The sequence below is a fragment of the Candidatus Avelusimicrobium sp. genome, from assembly GCF_051874775.1.
Taxonomy (GTDB): Bacteria; Elusimicrobiota; Elusimicrobia; order Elusimicrobiales; family Elusimicrobiaceae; genus Avelusimicrobium.
Genome location: NZ_JBJEGE010000028.1, coordinates 50,268 through 63,375 on the forward strand (window position 1 = coordinate 50,268; position 13,108 = coordinate 63,375).

General features: G+C 48.9%; 22 protein-coding genes. All 22 read right to left on the reverse strand.

The window, feature by feature from the left end; translation table 11 throughout:
• Window positions 1-20 precede the first annotated feature (20 nt).
• The 22 genes from ACI351_RS06015 to ACI351_RS06120 all read right to left on the reverse strand — a co-directional run bounded on the left by ACI351_RS06015 (window position 21) and on the right by ACI351_RS06120 (window position 13,107).
• Entirely contained in the window at window positions 21-2,267 is a 2,247-nt protein-coding gene (locus ACI351_RS06015) for an anti-CBASS protein Acb1 family protein (RefSeq protein WP_439734346.1), read from the reverse strand.
• Window positions 2,260-3,489 carry a PBSX family phage terminase large subunit gene (locus ACI351_RS06020; RefSeq protein ID WP_439734347.1) on the reverse strand — a complete coding sequence of 410 codons (1,230 nt, stop codon included), beginning with the start codon at window positions 3,487-3,489 and terminating at the stop codon, window positions 2,260-2,262. The genes ACI351_RS06015 and ACI351_RS06020 overlap by 8 nt, the downstream gene beginning before the upstream one ends.
• A gap of 18 nt (window positions 3,490-3,507) precedes the next feature.
• The gene (locus ACI351_RS06025; RefSeq protein WP_439734348.1) at window positions 3,508-3,879 is read right to left on the reverse strand and encodes a hypothetical protein; all 372 of its coding nucleotides are present in this window, start codon (window positions 3,877-3,879) and stop codon (window positions 3,508-3,510) included.
• Window positions 3,869-4,339 (reverse strand): DNA-methyltransferase, encoded by a 471-nt coding sequence (locus ACI351_RS06030; RefSeq protein WP_439734349.1) that lies wholly within the window; start codon window positions 4,337-4,339, stop codon window positions 3,869-3,871. Before ACI351_RS06030 ends, ACI351_RS06025 begins: the two co-directional genes overlap by 11 nt.
• A gap of 804 nt (window positions 4,340-5,143) precedes the next feature.
• Entirely contained in the window at window positions 5,144-5,596 is a 453-nt protein-coding gene (locus tag ACI351_RS06035) for a hypothetical protein (protein WP_439734350.1), read from the reverse strand.
• 118 nt (window positions 5,597-5,714) lie between these two features.
• Entirely contained in the window at window positions 5,715-6,023 is a 309-nt protein-coding gene (locus tag ACI351_RS06040; RefSeq protein WP_439734351.1) for an ASCH domain-containing protein, read from the reverse strand.
• Window positions 6,016-6,327 carry a hypothetical protein gene (locus ACI351_RS06045; RefSeq protein WP_428046158.1) on the reverse strand — a complete coding sequence of 104 codons (312 nt, stop codon included), beginning with the start codon at window positions 6,325-6,327 and terminating at the stop codon, window positions 6,016-6,018. The genes ACI351_RS06040 and ACI351_RS06045 overlap by 8 nt, the downstream gene beginning before the upstream one ends.
• The gene (locus tag ACI351_RS06050) at window positions 6,327-6,791 is read right to left on the reverse strand and encodes an SAM-dependent methyltransferase (RefSeq protein WP_439734401.1); all 465 of its coding nucleotides are present in this window, start codon (window positions 6,789-6,791) and stop codon (window positions 6,327-6,329) included. Before ACI351_RS06050 ends, ACI351_RS06045 begins: the two co-directional genes overlap by 1 nt.
• Before the next feature lie 2 nt (window positions 6,792-6,793).
• Window positions 6,794-6,997: a Lar family restriction alleviation protein gene (locus tag ACI351_RS06055; RefSeq protein ID WP_439734352.1), complete on the reverse strand. Its 204-nt coding sequence runs from the start codon at window positions 6,995-6,997 to the stop codon at window positions 6,794-6,796.
• Window positions 6,981-7,217, reverse strand: coding sequence for a hypothetical protein (locus ACI351_RS06060; protein WP_439734353.1), 237 nt, complete (start codon window positions 7,215-7,217; stop codon window positions 6,981-6,983). Before ACI351_RS06060 ends, ACI351_RS06055 begins: the two co-directional genes overlap by 17 nt.
• Complete coding sequence (locus ACI351_RS06065) at window positions 7,207-7,395, reverse strand: hypothetical protein (RefSeq protein ID WP_439734354.1); 189 nt, start codon at window positions 7,393-7,395, stop codon at window positions 7,207-7,209. Before ACI351_RS06065 ends, ACI351_RS06060 begins: the two co-directional genes overlap by 11 nt.
• Window positions 7,382-7,570 carry a hypothetical protein gene (locus ACI351_RS06070; RefSeq protein WP_439734355.1) on the reverse strand — a complete coding sequence of 63 codons (189 nt, stop codon included), beginning with the start codon at window positions 7,568-7,570 and terminating at the stop codon, window positions 7,382-7,384. Before ACI351_RS06070 ends, ACI351_RS06065 begins: the two co-directional genes overlap by 14 nt.
• Before the next feature lies 1 nt (window position 7,571).
• On the reverse strand, window positions 7,572-7,931 hold the full coding sequence (locus tag ACI351_RS06075) for a hypothetical protein (protein WP_439734356.1): 360 nt from the start codon (window positions 7,929-7,931) through the stop codon (window positions 7,572-7,574).
• Window positions 7,932-8,255: 324 nt separating this feature from the next.
• Window positions 8,256-8,555: a hypothetical protein gene (locus ACI351_RS06080; protein ID WP_439734357.1), complete on the reverse strand. Its 300-nt coding sequence runs from the start codon at window positions 8,553-8,555 to the stop codon at window positions 8,256-8,258.
• Between the two features lie 329 nt (window positions 8,556-8,884).
• Window positions 8,885-9,223 (reverse strand): DUF4406 domain-containing protein, encoded by a 339-nt coding sequence (locus ACI351_RS06085; protein WP_439734358.1) that lies wholly within the window; start codon window positions 9,221-9,223, stop codon window positions 8,885-8,887.
• Complete coding sequence (locus ACI351_RS06090; RefSeq protein ID WP_439734359.1) at window positions 9,216-9,452, reverse strand: hypothetical protein; 237 nt, start codon at window positions 9,450-9,452, stop codon at window positions 9,216-9,218. Before ACI351_RS06090 ends, ACI351_RS06085 begins: the two co-directional genes overlap by 8 nt.
• Window positions 9,453-9,591: 139 nt before the next feature.
• Complete coding sequence (locus ACI351_RS06095; RefSeq protein ID WP_439734360.1) at window positions 9,592-10,293, reverse strand: hypothetical protein; 702 nt, start codon at window positions 10,291-10,293, stop codon at window positions 9,592-9,594.
• Between the two features lie 58 nt (window positions 10,294-10,351).
• Window positions 10,352-10,765: a RusA family crossover junction endodeoxyribonuclease gene (locus ACI351_RS06100; RefSeq protein WP_439734361.1), complete on the reverse strand. Its 414-nt coding sequence runs from the start codon at window positions 10,763-10,765 to the stop codon at window positions 10,352-10,354.
• Window positions 10,762-11,256, reverse strand: a complete 495-nt coding sequence (locus tag ACI351_RS06105) for a hypothetical protein (protein ID WP_439734362.1) — start codon at window positions 11,254-11,256, stop codon at window positions 10,762-10,764. The genes ACI351_RS06100 and ACI351_RS06105 overlap by 4 nt, the downstream gene beginning before the upstream one ends.
• A 1-nt stretch (window position 11,257) precedes the next feature.
• Window positions 11,258-12,037, reverse strand: a complete 780-nt coding sequence (locus tag ACI351_RS06110; RefSeq protein WP_439734363.1) for a ribonuclease H-like domain-containing protein — start codon at window positions 12,035-12,037, stop codon at window positions 11,258-11,260.
• A complete protein-coding gene (locus tag ACI351_RS06115; RefSeq protein WP_439734364.1) occupies window positions 12,037-12,456 on the reverse strand; it encodes a hypothetical protein in 420 nt (139 codons plus the stop codon). The genes ACI351_RS06110 and ACI351_RS06115 overlap by 1 nt, the downstream gene beginning before the upstream one ends.
• Before the next feature lie 429 nt (window positions 12,457-12,885).
• Window positions 12,886-13,107 (reverse strand): hypothetical protein, encoded by a 222-nt coding sequence (locus tag ACI351_RS06120; protein ID WP_439734365.1) that lies wholly within the window; start codon window positions 13,105-13,107, stop codon window positions 12,886-12,888.
• Window position 13,108 lies beyond the last annotated feature (1 nt).

Here is a 13,108-nt window from a genome sequence, read left to right on the forward strand (position 1 = left end):
TAAACAGTCATCAAATCCGTTCACTTTGCTTTTCGTTTGTACATCGTCTTAGGTTGCAAAGTCTTATTTTTCTTTCCGCCCACAGTCTCATAATAAAAATACATATCCCCTATCTTTTTTTTGTAAATAAGAACAGCACGCCCTTCGGATTTTTCTTTTGCCAATGCAACTTCATCAAAATCCCCTGTAATATTGGGAATAAGTAAAATATCTTCTTTTGTTACGGGCAGTTGTCCACGTGCTTTTTCAGTATGTTCATCTCCGTGAGACTTAAAAATATGACGTATTCCCCCAGCAGTTAATTGGTGTACAAAACCCGCCAAATCAAGCCCAGTAGCAGAGTATAATCTGTCGGCTTCTTTTTGCGCAACTTCTCTATAATTAACAGATGGAATATCATCAATATTTTTTTGCGTGCTTTCTTTTTCCAAAAGAGAACTAGCATCTTCTTTTTTCTGTTCATTGTCCCAGAAATTGGTTTGCTGGTTTGTTTCTTTTTCCTGCGTTTTTTTAACTGTTTCCGTTTTGGAAATACCTTCCGTCCCACCGCTGCCGGTGCCAAACTGCCCGTTATCCTTGCGCGGGTGGTCGGCTTCATTCCACTCGTCCGCGGCAGAGGCTTCGCCGTTGCCCATTTCCCCGTCATCTTTCGGTTTTTCCTCACCTTGGGGCTCATCGTTCCCGTCTTTCAATAACGCGTCCAAATCGGGCATTTCCGGCTCGGGCGCTTCGGGCGACAGGTTGCTATATCCGCTTTCTTTGTCCGACGCGAGCGCTTGCCGCGCTTCGTCCGGGCTGATGATACCCGCAGATACGAGGGCGATGTCGCGGTTGGCTTGCGTCAGTTGCGTTTGAGCTTTTTCGGCCTGCGTCGGGGTATCTATCGGGTTAAAATTGAGCAAGAACGGGTCCGCCACATTAAATTCGCTTTTTAAAACGATGGCGTGGGCTTTTTCCAAAAATTCGCGGTAGCAGATTTCTTGGTACGAAGATTTGAGCGTCTGCGCGTAAGTGCGCCGCTCGTATTCGCCCGTGCTTTGGAACCCTTTAGGGGAAGTGCCAAGCAGTCTGTCTGCCGGCATAGAAGAAACGGCCGCCACCAGTTGGTATTGCGTCCACACGTTATTGTCCAAGTCGGACAGGTTCGTGTCCACCTGCGAGACATTTTCCTGCGGGTTTTTGTAAAACACGCCTTTATTATTGCGTTCGCGCCACAGCATGTTGGCTTTGCTGATGAAAGCGTCCGGCCGCGCGATCATGTCGTTAATGTTGGCGTCCACCACTAGCATGCGTTTTGTGAGGGCCAGTTCCGGCACTTCGTTGGCGGTCTTTTCGGCCGCGTAGACGCGCTCATAAATCATTTGCGTAAGCGGAATGCCGCCAAAGTAATACGACGGTTTTAAAATGTCAGGCACGGCCACAAAGGGTTTAGTAACCAGACGGCTTTTGTGGATTCTCTTTCCGCCAATGGTGTAAAATTCCGGCTGATAAAAATTAAGCGTGCCGGGGGTCATGGAGTTTTCTCCCCAGTCCGGGAACGCCCAGTAAGGTTCCACAATTGAAATCCCTTTAAATGACCCGGGTTTGATACCGTCAATGTTTAGCGGCGTTTCGGGGTCATCGCCTTCAATTTCAAAGTACGCCAATGCCTGCCCGTAAATGGAGCGGTTGACGCCAAATTGGAGGGCTTTTTCGGTTACGTGGAACTTTTGGTTCGCCGTTTCTACTGCTTGTAAAAGAATTTTGTCCTGTTTGGCTTTTTCTTCGGCAGGGACTTCCTCGTCGGATTCCTTTTGCCATTCCAACTGCCACCCGGAGGATAGCGCGTCTTCGTTCGGAATGCGGCACGCGCGGTTAATCAGCCAATGTTGGGCAAGCATGGAGCATAATTGCCACCCGATGAACCCGTGCTTGGCGAAAAATGTATAAACGATGGCGTTGGCTACGCCATCAATGCCGAACATACTTTTTGTGGCAAGGTTACACCCGCCGTCCATTTCGTCCATAGCGTAAGACGCGCCGGACGGGAGGGTTACTTTAAAATCTTTCGGCGTGCGTTGGAACGAAAGGGCCAGCAAGTTTTGCGCTTCCTGCGGGGTGAGCAGGCTTGCTTTGTTCATCGCGCTGTAATCCGCGCAATTGATGGTTTGTCGTCCGTGCGTGACGTCGGCTTCCAAAACAACAGGAGCCTCTGACTTTGGGGCCAAAAACGGCGCCAAATGTCCCGCCAAATTCGCCATAAATTTATTTTTTAGTTTGTTAAACATATATCCCTTTGTCGTCGTTAAGACTATAAGATGTTGCATCGACGGTATGATTGTTCTTATCTGGCGGTCGGCTTTTCCACTCGCCACTTTTATCTTTTTCCAACTCGTAACAGGAAAACTCCCGCCACGCATTTGGGCAACGCTCTGGGTCAATAAAAATGTTGTCCATCCCCTGCAAAAACTTAATCCCGTACTCTACGCTTCCGGGGCCTTTTTTTGCGCCGGCAACATAAAGTCCGGCGTCCCAGAATTCCTGCACACTCTTGGGCTCGGCGCTGTCGGCGTATATATATCCGCCGATATCCGCTTTTGCTTTTACAAGCGGTATGGCTTTTGGGTTTGTCAGCCCCAGGCCGTATATTTCGTCAAAAATATAAATGCTGCGCCGCGTTTTGTCGTAGTGCAGTTTGACGTAAGCAAACGGGTCAGCCACGTATCCCCAGTCAATGCCTTGACGAATATTGCTAAACGTCGCAATCAGTTGGTCCGTCATTTTTAGGGCTCTGACGTTTGGGAAAACACTTCCGCCTGTTCCGGTGGCTTCCCCTAGGTACTCGTGCTGATAAGCGCGCGGATTGATTTTTTTCAAATGCTCCGCTTCCAACAGTTGCGCTTCGCCAATCCACGCCGCTGGCATTTGCAGGTAAGTGCTATGGTGGACGAGCCTGTTTGAAGGGCTGCGTCCGGCTTCCACGTTTACCCAGTTGGCCGTCGTTATCGGCGGGTTGTAAGAATAAAAATAAACATAATCTTTGCCCCCGCGCATAACGGACTGTGTTGCCTTGCGGACTTCTTCTATCCCTGCAAATTCGGCCAATTCTTCAAACCAGGCGATTTTAAAATATCCGCGCCGCAGTTTAATAGACTTGGTTTTTTCTGCTTTATCAAGCCCGCGGAACAGTATTTTTTGCCCCGTGCGCTTGTAAGTAATTTGCATGGGCGAAACCGTGGCCGAGAATTCGTCCGACACTCCCAACTGGGAAATGGCCCAAATGATTTGCTCGTACACGCTGTCGCGCAAGGTGTCGCCTACCTTTCTGAAGCAAATTGCATTTGCTTCCGGATCCTGCATAATTAAAAGAACAATAGCGAGCGAAATAAAAGAACTTTTGCCACTGGACCGCCCACCGTTAAGCCAATAATGAACATATGTTTTGGCTTTTATCGCTTGCCATACCTCGTAAAAGGCAGGGCCGATTAAATCTGTTAGTTTTACCGCCATTGGCTGTCCTCCGGCGGGTTATTTCCCCTTTTCCGCCACGGGAATATCGTCAATAATCACGGGCGCGTTTTTAAATGTATGGTCCACTTCCTGTTTGGTGGAAAATTCATCCGGGCTTTTCCGTTCGAGGTACCATTTAGCCACATCGGGGTTTCCCATGTTCTGCATAATGGTCCGCTTGGCCGCGAGAAACGGGTTTAGTTGTGCCAGTTCCATCTTCTTTGCCAAGTCGGGGCGTTTCTTCATCCACTCGTAGTAGGTGTCGCGGCATATACCTGCATAAATGCACGCCTGCGTAATCGTAAGCCCGCATAAAAACCCTTCATGGAGCCGGTTTATTACCGCGGTGGTTAGTTTGTAGCCACCACTTTTTGTGGGCTTACAGGCCATTTTTACCCCCCGTCAAACGAACGGCTTTTTTGCCGGTTAAATTTTCCCACCGGGTTAAAATAACATCACAATATACCGGGTCCAATTCGCAGGTGTAGCAGGAGCGGTCCATTTGCTCGCAAGCAATAAGGGTGGATCCGCTACCGCCAAAAGTGTCGAGCACTTTTTCATCTTTCTTTGAAGAATTGCGAATAAGGCGCGCAATAAGTTTGAGCGGTTTCATCGTTGGGTGGTCCTCGTTTCTGGTGGGCTTATCGGCATCGATGACCGTGCTCGGCTGGCTCAATAGTTGCTCTAAAAGCGCGCGCATTTCGTCTTTGGTCATTTTGGCGATGTCTTTCGGCTCCACAGGTTCTTGGACCGTGGTTTGAGTGAAATCTTTGGCAAAATAGTGTGCGGCGCCTTCTTTCCAACCGTAAAGGCACGGCTCGTGTTTCCATTTGTAATCTTGCCGCCCCAAAACGAGGGAGTTTTTGTTCCAAATTTAAGCACTGGCGCACGGAGAGCCCCGCGCCACGGCAGGCCAACCGAAACGCTACCGTTTCGGTGTCGGCGTGCCAAATGTAAAAAGAGCCACCGGCTTTGAGTTGTCCGGCCGCAGTGTTGAACGCTTCTTGCAAAAAGGCCGCGAATTGTTCCGGGCTCATTTTGTCGTTTTTAATTTTCTTGCCGTTGGACCCTTCGTAGTCCACATTGTATGGCGGGTCAGTAAGCAATAAATCGGCCAAAGTGTCGCCCATAAGGCGTTTTAATGTTTCGGGCTTTGTGCTGTCCCCGCAAATCAAACGGTGTTTTCCGAGTTGCCAAATGTCGCCGGGCTGGGTTCTCGGATCGGTAGCAATGGGTATGGATACTTCCTCAATTTCTTTTTCTTGCTCAATTTCAAGCGAGGGGTCCTGTACCCCCATGGATTTGATTTCTTCGACCGTGAAGTCGGTTTTCATTACCTCAAGGTCAAAATCCGACGAGTCGCTGGCCGAGTTATCCATAACGGCCAGTTTTTTGCGTTTGAGGTCCTTCGTTGAAAGGTCCTTCCGTTGGACCACGATAAGTTCGGAGCCGTCCGTTTCGATGATTTTTGTCGGTATGTTTAGTTTTTTTGCTTGCTCATATACGCCGTTGCCGGCAATAAGTGCGCCTTCTTTGTCGATTAAAACGGAACGCCCCGCGCCACACTCGGTCAAAGATTTGGCGATAAGTTCTTTGTTCTTTTTGTTGTGCCGGCGGTAGTTCTTTGGGTCCAGTTTGATGAGGGAAGTGTCCACTATTTGCATGGGGCCTCCGTCATCAGTAGGTAAAAATCACGCGCACGCCGTTCGCAGATATCTTCGGCGGCAGTTTGAATTGCTTTAGAAAACCGCTCCTCTTTTGCTTCTCCGGCATAGAACTCTGCACATTCGGCCGCGGTGTTATGCGCTTGATGGCAAAGTTGCGCGGCAATGAGTAGCAAGTCGGCGGTTGTTTCTTGGGGTTTGTCTTGCAAAAATGCGCGCAGTGTTAGTTCGGCTTGTTTCAAGCTTTCCTGCGCGTTGGCGATGCTGCGTTCGCCCGTTGAAGCGATATAAAGTTCTTTGATCCGGTCGATGTCTTCGGCTACCCGTTCTTGGACCTTCTCGGTCAAAAGGTGGGCGGCATAAGCGTTATCGCACGCGGACAGGTGTGCCTGCGTGAGAAACTGTGACAATGCGGTTAGAACATCTGTAAGCGTTTTTATCATAGCAAAAAAGACGCCCTAGGTTGTCTTCTTACCTAGGGCGTTGAGCGCGAACAATTACAAATTGTGCGGTCTTGGCATTTTGCCGATGCCAAGCGAATACAGAGTTCTGTATAATAGTTTAGCATTTTTTTTCAAAAAAACAAGGCCTTATTTTAATTTTGAAAAAAGCGCTCTCGTTCGGACAGCCGAAGAACCGGTATTCCTCGTTCGGCAAATCCCAGCCGGTTACTACTTCCACGGACTCGATTTCGCGCACGCAGGTCCGGTCCGTGTATCCGCGGTGGAATATGATTCTGTCGCCTTCCTTTGCTCCTTCTAGTCGTTTTTGCCAGCCCGGAACCCAGCGGCGGTATTCGCACGTTTTGCGCCCTTCGGCTATTTCGTCCCACCAATGGTAGGTAAGCGTCAAATGCAAGGTTTTAGGCATTCTCTTTGCTCCCTTCTGGTAGCACAATGCAATCAGAGTTATACTTCCACTTTGAAGGGTCAAAGACTAAGAATTCGCGCATGTCATGGACCGTCTTCAAGGTATCCGCGTCCGTCTTTTGGCTCAGCAGGGCAAGAATAATGTTATGCACTGAGTCGGCGTACTCCCGCAAAGTGTCCCAGTCCTCTTTGTATATATTCGGACGCTCGCCGAACTCCAACACATCTTCCGAATTCAATTGCGACTCCATTTCTGCAAGCTTATTTCTAAAATTGTTTGTATATCCCAAAAAGTTAATTCTCATTACTTATTCTCCATTTTCATAAACACTAAAAAGTGCGTCTTGGCTCTTTTTTGACCAAATAAAGGGCTAACCGGAAAGCATTTTAATACTTCCGCTAGAGATACCTGTTCTTCGCTCCACTTAAAAACCAGTGTTCCGTAAGGTTTCAATACCCGCATACACTCATTAAAACCAGCCCTTAAATCCTCCCGCCAGTTTTGGCTTAATTTCCCATATTTTGCCGCCAACCAACTTTTTGGCCCGACTCGGATCAGGTGCGGCGGGTCAAAAACAACCAAATAAAATGTGTTATCCGGGTAGTGGATGTGGCGGAAATCGCCTACCACATCCGGCTTTATTTCAAGTTTTCGTCCGTCGCAAAGGGTTTGTTTTACCGTTCGGTTGTCCATAAAAACAACTTTTGGATTTTTTCGGTCAAACCAAAACATCCGCGAACCGCAACAGACGTCAATTATGGGCTTCATTGCTACTCCCCTGCGCGGCGGTTCCACGCTTCTATGGCTTCTTTGGCTGTATTTTGCCACCTTGTGTTAGGTTTGCAACAATACAATTCCGATGTGGGGCATTCTATCCTGTATTTTTTGCTTATGTTATGAGGGCCCCATTCCTCGGAAAGTGTGGGAATTTGCCCACAAAATGGGCACGGTTTAAGTTTATTTGGCATTTTCATTCTCCTGGGCTATTTTTAAATACCCATATATACAATCAAGTTTTTGATTTATATAATTTAACCTATCTTCTAACGTCATTTCTTTTTCAAATAACGGGTCTTGCCATTTAATTGTCTTTATTACTGCGGGAGTCATTTGTAAAGAACTTCTTAAATGGCTGATTGCGTGTAGTAAAGCAGAAACAACTTTACCATCTAAAATTACGGGTTTATTTTGCATTTTCCGCCTCCTTAATCAGCATCAGGATTTCCTCTGGCGTTTCTTTAGTCCAAAACACACTTCCGTCCGGGAAATTAACAGCCCCTACATCGGCGTTGATACATTCTATTTGTACGGGATTAACAAAAAGCGTTTCTCCTTCATTTATACCCTGACCGTGTAATTTAATGAATGGCATTTCTCGCTTCCTCCTCCGTGGCGTATAGTTCCGCCTGCTTTCTCGCACCTACAAAGGTCAGATTTTGAACAACGCAATCTCCCCGATAGGCCCAAACCACAAGCCCTTTTTCAATTCCGTTTAGGCCCTGAGAATACACTTTATCGCCTACTTTAAATCTCGGTTTTGCGCTCATTTTAAACCCTCCCGAGCATTTGTTCTTCGCGCAGGCCGTCGTTGTACTTGCTCAGTTGGTACTCTTCGTCCTCCAGTTTGGCCTGCCACTCTTTGTTGCGCTCGGCGGTCAATGCTTCGGCGTATTCATCGTCCGCCAACTTCTCAATTTTGTCACCAAAAGTCTGCCACAATTCGTCCATTTCTTTTGGGTTTAACTCTTTTGTCCCGCAGTTGCGGTCCAACAGACACGCTTCTACCGAAATCAGGCGGATTCTGGGCGCGTAATTCATCGGATAGCTGATCGGGTTATACTCCAACTGGCACACCCACTCAACGCCCGCGACGTCAAAAAATACTTCTAACTCTCTTTTTTCGCACATATTCTCTCCTATCGTTTTTTAAAGCACCCGCGATAAGGCGCTGTCCCGTTTTCCATGCACCTCACGCAAAACGTCCGCTCCGGTTGGTAGTTCTGGCAGTTTGGCTCGGGGACTGGCGGCAGGTCGTCCTGCTCGTTTATTTGCGGGATCCCGTTTTTTAGGCACCACAGGTCTTTGTTCCTGGCTCTGGCCTTTGCGTTCTGCTCCTCCCGATGGGCCGCGAACCATTCCTCGCGCTGTTTTTTTGCCCTTTCGTGGCGGCATTCGTGGCAAAAGCGCGCGGCTTTTGTGCCCATAAAAGTTCTGCCGCACTCCTGGCAATTTCTAATCCGCATTTTTCCCCCGCCGCTTTTCCTGATCGGCCATCCAAATTTCAAACTCGCGGCAAGAGTCGCACCCTTCGGCGTTGTTACATTTTGGGAAGTCCCCGCAGAATGGCGCCTTTCCGGGTTCCAAGACTTCTTTTTTGGGCTTGGGTTGTTGCGGCACATACATCTTGCAGGCGGTGTTCCCTGCAAAGTTTAAGCATTGTGTCCCGGCGCCAAATTTGCAAAATCCGGCACCGTCCTTGATGTGTTTGAACAGTTCGCACTGCTCGCATTTTTTCCCTTTTCTTTTAGTCATTTTCGCGCTCTCCTTTGTTTTTTTCTTGGTTTTAATGCGGGAGTGGCTTCCCCGCGCAGTTTGTGCAAATAAGGCCTTTTGGGCTCATTTGGCAATCTTCCGCGAAGAACTGGTCCCCGCAATACTGGCAAAATTCAAAAGTTTTTCTCGGCATCTTGTCCTCTCAAAATAACCCGCCGCCGATCGGGAGTTTTTTTCTTTGTTTGAAGTTTCGGCAGAATTTGTACGCGCCGTGTAGTGCACATTGCCGGCAGTTATCTGCGTGTTCGCGGAAGTTTCCGCATTGTGTCCGGCCTTCTTCCAGCAGTTTTTCTTCCGGGCTTAATTTTCTAACCATGCTGTTCCTCCCGGACGATCGGCATTCCGGCCATTTCCGCCACTTTGAGTTCCATTTGGACTCCGGCGGAGTTGCTGGTGTCGCCGAAAACATAAACGACATCGCTTTCGAGCATCAAGCGCAGGGCGCGTTTGAAATAAAAGCCATACGATTTGTCGGTCCCGTGGGTTACGCTGATGTCGGCAGGGTTGTTCACGCTGTAGCCGAGGGCTTTGAACGCTTCGGCTCGCAGGTTAAAAGCGGCCCGGTTGTAATCCGGCAGCCCGCTCATCGGGCCGGAAAGGTACACCGTTTGGTGTTTGCTGATTGTTTCGTGTGAGACTTTAAGCATTTTTTGTTCCTCTGTTCGCGATGAGTTCGTGGTAGGTAAACCACCGGCGCGTTGGGTGTTCCAACAGTTCGCGGTGGAGATCCGACAGGAGCAATCCGGCGGGCAATTTTGCACCGCGGCACGCAAAGTCGGGCTTCGCATAATCGCCGGTAAAAAGGCAAACAAGACGCCCTTTTTTGTTTCCTTCGTGGCAGGTTAGGCACACGCTGGCGTTGCAAACATGCACCATTGGGGTTCCGACTTTGATTGCCACGAAGATTGGGAAGGATGCCTTCCCGTAGTCATTGCACCGGGGGCACAATGCTGGGCTCGGGGTTTTGAACCCTCCGCTCATTCCGTCCGGCCCGCATACATCGGGCCCTGTGAAGTTAGCCATGTCTATGTTCCTCGCTCTCAAGTTCTTGGCGTATGCTGTTGATTTGGCATGCCAAGTAGTAAAGTGAATAAGTCCCTTTGGCCTTCCGGACATACCGGGCCACGCACTTTTTGGCTTGTTCTAGGTCTTGGCAGTTGGCCAGTACAGTTTCCAAGTGCGGGATGTCCATCCGGATTGCCGCGTTTAGGATTTTGTTGTTGTTTACTTTCTTTAACCCCGGGTGGTTGGTTCCGGTCAAATAATAAAGGGCCAATTTTTCAAGGTCGGTTTGGGGGTCTTGGAAATTGAGAATATTTTTTTCTTTCATATAAAAAATATTCTTATTATTCTTAAAATCTAAATAAGGCACGGGTACCTTATGTATTTGTTGCGGTTCACTTTTTGAACCGATTTGGTTCATTTTTTGAACCGCAGGCGGTTCACTTTTTGAACCGCTCGGTTCAGTTTTTGAACCGCTGTTTTTGGCTTGATAGGTGTTCCAATTTGTGACCGTTATGGTTAAATTTGGCTTACTAACTACGCTTACTGCACTAACTTTTTCTAATGCTTTCAGGCCCCCCAAAATAGTATTTTTTGAGCCAATTTTTAGCGTTTCTTGCAGTTCTCTCAAGGTTGAATTTATCTCCCCGTTTTTATCCGCTAAAAGCAAAAGGTTAATGAACAGGCATACCGTGGCGCTGTTTAGTTCGCGCACTTTGCTTGTTAAAAAGCGCCGGTGCAGTTTGATGTACCCTGTCTTCTGTATTTTCATTTCAGTCCCCAAATCGGCCGATATTGCTTATTTGCTCGGCTAAAATTTCGCAGTAGTCTGCGTCCCCCCAAACCTTCACGCTCCGTTTATCCACGACGATACTGTCGTCGGTCCACCATTTCGCGGTAGTGAGTGCGTCCATGACGGCTTTTTCCAAGTTGTCAAGGTCCGGTTTGGTTGTCTTATAAGTTTCAAATCTTCGCACCGCTGGCCTTTTGTAAACGAACCGCAGGCACAACCTTACCGCTCCGTTAAAAGGCATTACAGGCCGTTTTTTGCTTGCGTGGTAAACGACCGAGTGGTAAAAATCCGGGTGCTTGGAATAAACCACTCTTTTTTCCCAGTTTGCCCTCGGCCGGGCTTGGGGCTCCGGCCGGTAGGGCACATAAAGGTATGACTTCGCTGTCAGTTTCATTCTTCATCCGGGTTGAATTGGTCCGGATCGCCCAATTCTTCTTCGTGCGCTTCATCAAGGAGCGCGTCTGCGCCTTCTTCCAAATCAGCCGGATTTTCATTTTCGGTTTGTTCGCCTGCGAATAGGTCCTGCTGGCGTTCTTCGGTGTTCAGCGGGCGTTCTTCAATGACGATTCCAGTTTCGGGGTGTTTAACGGTCCGGGTCCCTTTGGTGTAGTTGATGATTACCGGGCACATCATTTCGCGTTCTTCCCCGCCTTCGGCTTTGTCTTTGAGGGCTTTTTTGATTTCGTTTTCGGCCCCTTTGGCAATGCTGGCCATAGTCTTGGACTCGTCCGCGAACTTTTCTTTTTTTTCGGTGAGTTCGGCGATTTTTTCATTGAGTGCATTCAAATCTTCTTCGTTGAACTCGTGGAAAAGGCGACGCTTTTCGAGGTCGGTTTTAACCTCATCTTCCTGCATTACTTCTACGGCTTTTTTGGCTTTCGGCATATTACGCTCCTTGTTCGGTGGTGTCTTCAATTTGTCCGGTCATGAACTTATACGCGAGGTAGGTTGTCATCGTGTCCATGTAGCAGTATGGAATTACCAGTTTGCTTTTCCCTTCTGCCGCAAGACGCGGGGCATCTGCTCCGCTGATGAACTCCTTATATTGCGGAAGTCCAAGCCGGCTTTGAACTGTTTTTAATTTAACGAATTGTTCGCGGGAGAACTCCGTTGTGTAGTAACATATGTACTCTTTCATCACATCAAAGTGAGGGTTCGTCCCGGGCACGAAAATCGCCGGTAGTTGCAATTTGTGCCGGATGTATGCGTTTCGCATTTTCGGCAGGTCAAACCCGCGGCTGTTAAATCCGATTATTTCCGTCGCGGGGCTTGTTCGTTCTGCCAACCACTCCCGCAGGTCAATCAGCATTTCTTTTTCCGTTTTGAAGTTGCGGATTTCCGCGTTCATGTTCGGCATCGTTTTTACCGGGAACGGGTCCGGTATGCAAGACCACACCACATTGCCGGCGTCCGTTGCGGCCGCTAGGCACATAACTGGGGCACGGTCCAACAGGGCCGATTTATCCACGGCCTTTTGATATGCTTCGATTTTCGCGTTTTTAATTTCTTCTTCGGTTTTTGCTTTGGCGGGAAGTTTTGTTTCTTGGGCTTTCGTAGAGATATCTTCCACGCTGGCGTTCCCGGTTTCAATGTCAAAGCAGAAATGCTTTAGGCCGTTGTTGATGGCTTGTGCTTCTTGGAGCACATTAGGTTCAGTGTGGCACATTATCTCCACCCCCCGCCACCGCGGTTTCTCCAGCTTCCACCGCCATATCCTCCGCCGCGGTTGTTCCAATTGCTCCCGCCACCATATCCGCCGTTGCTCTTTTGGAACCCGCGGACTTGGTAGCCCATGTTTACCATCATGGATATAATTTGTTGAAACTGCGGGAAGGTTTGCGGCGGAAACTGTACATAAACCGTCACGGTCATTCCGTTGATGTCCGCTTCGAGTGGAACGCTCCAACCGGTCGGATTCGGCATTCCGTTGGATGATACGGTCGCTTGTTGTTGCGGCGCAGGCATCATACTCGGTTGCTGTGCCGGTGAGTTGGCCACTCCCTGCTGGCCCATTAAGTTATTTACTTGGCCCATTGCCATTTTGAGGGCTTGGGCTACTTGGTCGGGTGTTAATTGTTCGCTCATATGTTTCTCCTTTAAAAAAAGCCCGGGGGTCGTTTCCCCTCGTTGAACGGCCCCGGGCATCCGTTTGGCTCCGGTTTCCCGGAGCGAATTTAACCTTTTTTTTGATGGTTCTAACGGACCGCCGTTTGTTTTTCAATTCGGCGGGGGTTACTTACCCCACGGCAATACCGGCCTTTCAATACCTCCGCGCGGTCGGGGGTGTTCTCCGTACTCTGCGCCGTGTGGCGCAGGTTCTGTAAAGAACTTCCGAGGTTATGTTGCTCGGCCAACACTCCGATCCTCGCTCGGAGCCGACGGGCTTGTATTATGGAGGTGCTTCTGTACCCCACTGTCAAATCTTTCTCGGGGGTGGGTTGTAGTTGTATCGGAGACTCTGACCTGTAGGTGTCATGGAGTTCCACCCCCGCCCGGTATCTTTGCCGGGAATTTTCAAATTTTCTTAGTTTTGTCCGGCCACTTAGTTTCTATTTCCTTTAGGGCCAGTTGTACCATTAGTGCCGCGGTATGGAAGGAGGCGGCGGCTCCTTTAGCATATGGAGCGATTTCGGGACGCTCCATAAATTCGTAACGGGCGAAGTTTTCCTGTTCCTCGAGCCGCTTCACGATATTTGTGAAGGTGTTTAGTATTTCGGTCCGTTTGCTTTTCGCCATA

What these genes read in the sequence shown, in the direction of transcription:
- ACI351_RS06015 (WP_439734346.1), bottom strand. Translation starts at nt 2,267, where the DNA reads ATGTTTAACAAACTAAAAAATAAATTTATGGCGAATTTGGCGGGACAT.
- ACI351_RS06020 (WP_439734347.1), bottom strand. Translation starts at nt 3,489, where the DNA reads ATGGCGGTAAAACTAACAGATTTAATCGGCCCTGCCTTTTACGAGGTA.
- ACI351_RS06025 (WP_439734348.1), bottom strand. Translation starts at nt 3,879, where the DNA reads ATGGCCTGTAAGCCCACAAAAAGTGGTGGCTACAAACTAACCACCGCG.
- ACI351_RS06035 (WP_439734350.1), bottom strand. Translation starts at nt 5,596, where the DNA reads ATGATAAAAACGCTTACAGATGTTCTAACCGCATTGTCACAGTTTCTC.
- ACI351_RS06040 (WP_439734351.1), bottom strand. Translation starts at nt 6,023, where the DNA reads ATGCCTAAAACCTTGCATTTGACGCTTACCTACCATTGGTGGGACGAA.
- ACI351_RS06045 (WP_428046158.1), bottom strand. Translation starts at nt 6,327, where the DNA reads ATGAGAATTAACTTTTTGGGATATACAAACAATTTTAGAAATAAGCTT.
- ACI351_RS06050 (WP_439734401.1), bottom strand. Translation starts at nt 6,791, where the DNA reads ATGAAGCCCATAATTGACGTCTGTTGCGGTTCGCGGATGTTTTGGTTT.
- ACI351_RS06055 (WP_439734352.1), bottom strand. Translation starts at nt 6,997, where the DNA reads ATGAAAATGCCAAATAAACTTAAACCGTGCCCATTTTGTGGGCAAATT.
- ACI351_RS06060 (WP_439734353.1), bottom strand. Translation starts at nt 7,217, where the DNA reads ATGCAAAATAAACCCGTAATTTTAGATGGTAAAGTTGTTTCTGCTTTA.
- ACI351_RS06065 (WP_439734354.1), bottom strand. Translation starts at nt 7,395, where the DNA reads ATGCCATTCATTAAATTACACGGTCAGGGTATAAATGAAGGAGAAACG.
- ACI351_RS06070 (WP_439734355.1), bottom strand. Translation starts at nt 7,570, where the DNA reads ATGAGCGCAAAACCGAGATTTAAAGTAGGCGATAAAGTGTATTCTCAG.
- ACI351_RS06075 (WP_439734356.1), bottom strand. Translation starts at nt 7,931, where the DNA reads ATGTGCGAAAAAAGAGAGTTAGAAGTATTTTTTGACGTCGCGGGCGTT.
- ACI351_RS06080 (WP_439734357.1), bottom strand. Translation starts at nt 8,555, where the DNA reads ATGACTAAAAGAAAAGGGAAAAAATGCGAGCAGTGCGAACTGTTCAAA.
- ACI351_RS06085 (WP_439734358.1), bottom strand. Translation starts at nt 9,223, where the DNA reads ATGCTTAAAGTCTCACACGAAACAATCAGCAAACACCAAACGGTGTAC.
- ACI351_RS06090 (WP_439734359.1), bottom strand. Translation starts at nt 9,452, where the DNA reads ATGGTGCATGTTTGCAACGCCAGCGTGTGCCTAACCTGCCACGAAGGA.
- ACI351_RS06100 (WP_439734361.1), bottom strand. Translation starts at nt 10,765, where the DNA reads ATGAAACTGACAGCGAAGTCATACCTTTATGTGCCCTACCGGCCGGAG.
- ACI351_RS06105 (WP_439734362.1), bottom strand. Translation starts at nt 11,256, where the DNA reads ATGCCGAAAGCCAAAAAAGCCGTAGAAGTAATGCAGGAAGATGAGGTT.
- ACI351_RS06110 (WP_439734363.1), bottom strand. Translation starts at nt 12,037, where the DNA reads ATGTGCCACACTGAACCTAATGTGCTCCAAGAAGCACAAGCCATCAAC.
- ACI351_RS06115 (WP_439734364.1), bottom strand. Translation starts at nt 12,456, where the DNA reads ATGAGCGAACAATTAACACCCGACCAAGTAGCCCAAGCCCTCAAAATG.
- ACI351_RS06120 (WP_439734365.1), bottom strand. Translation starts at nt 13,107, where the DNA reads ATGGCGAAAAGCAAACGGACCGAAATACTAAACACCTTCACAAATATC.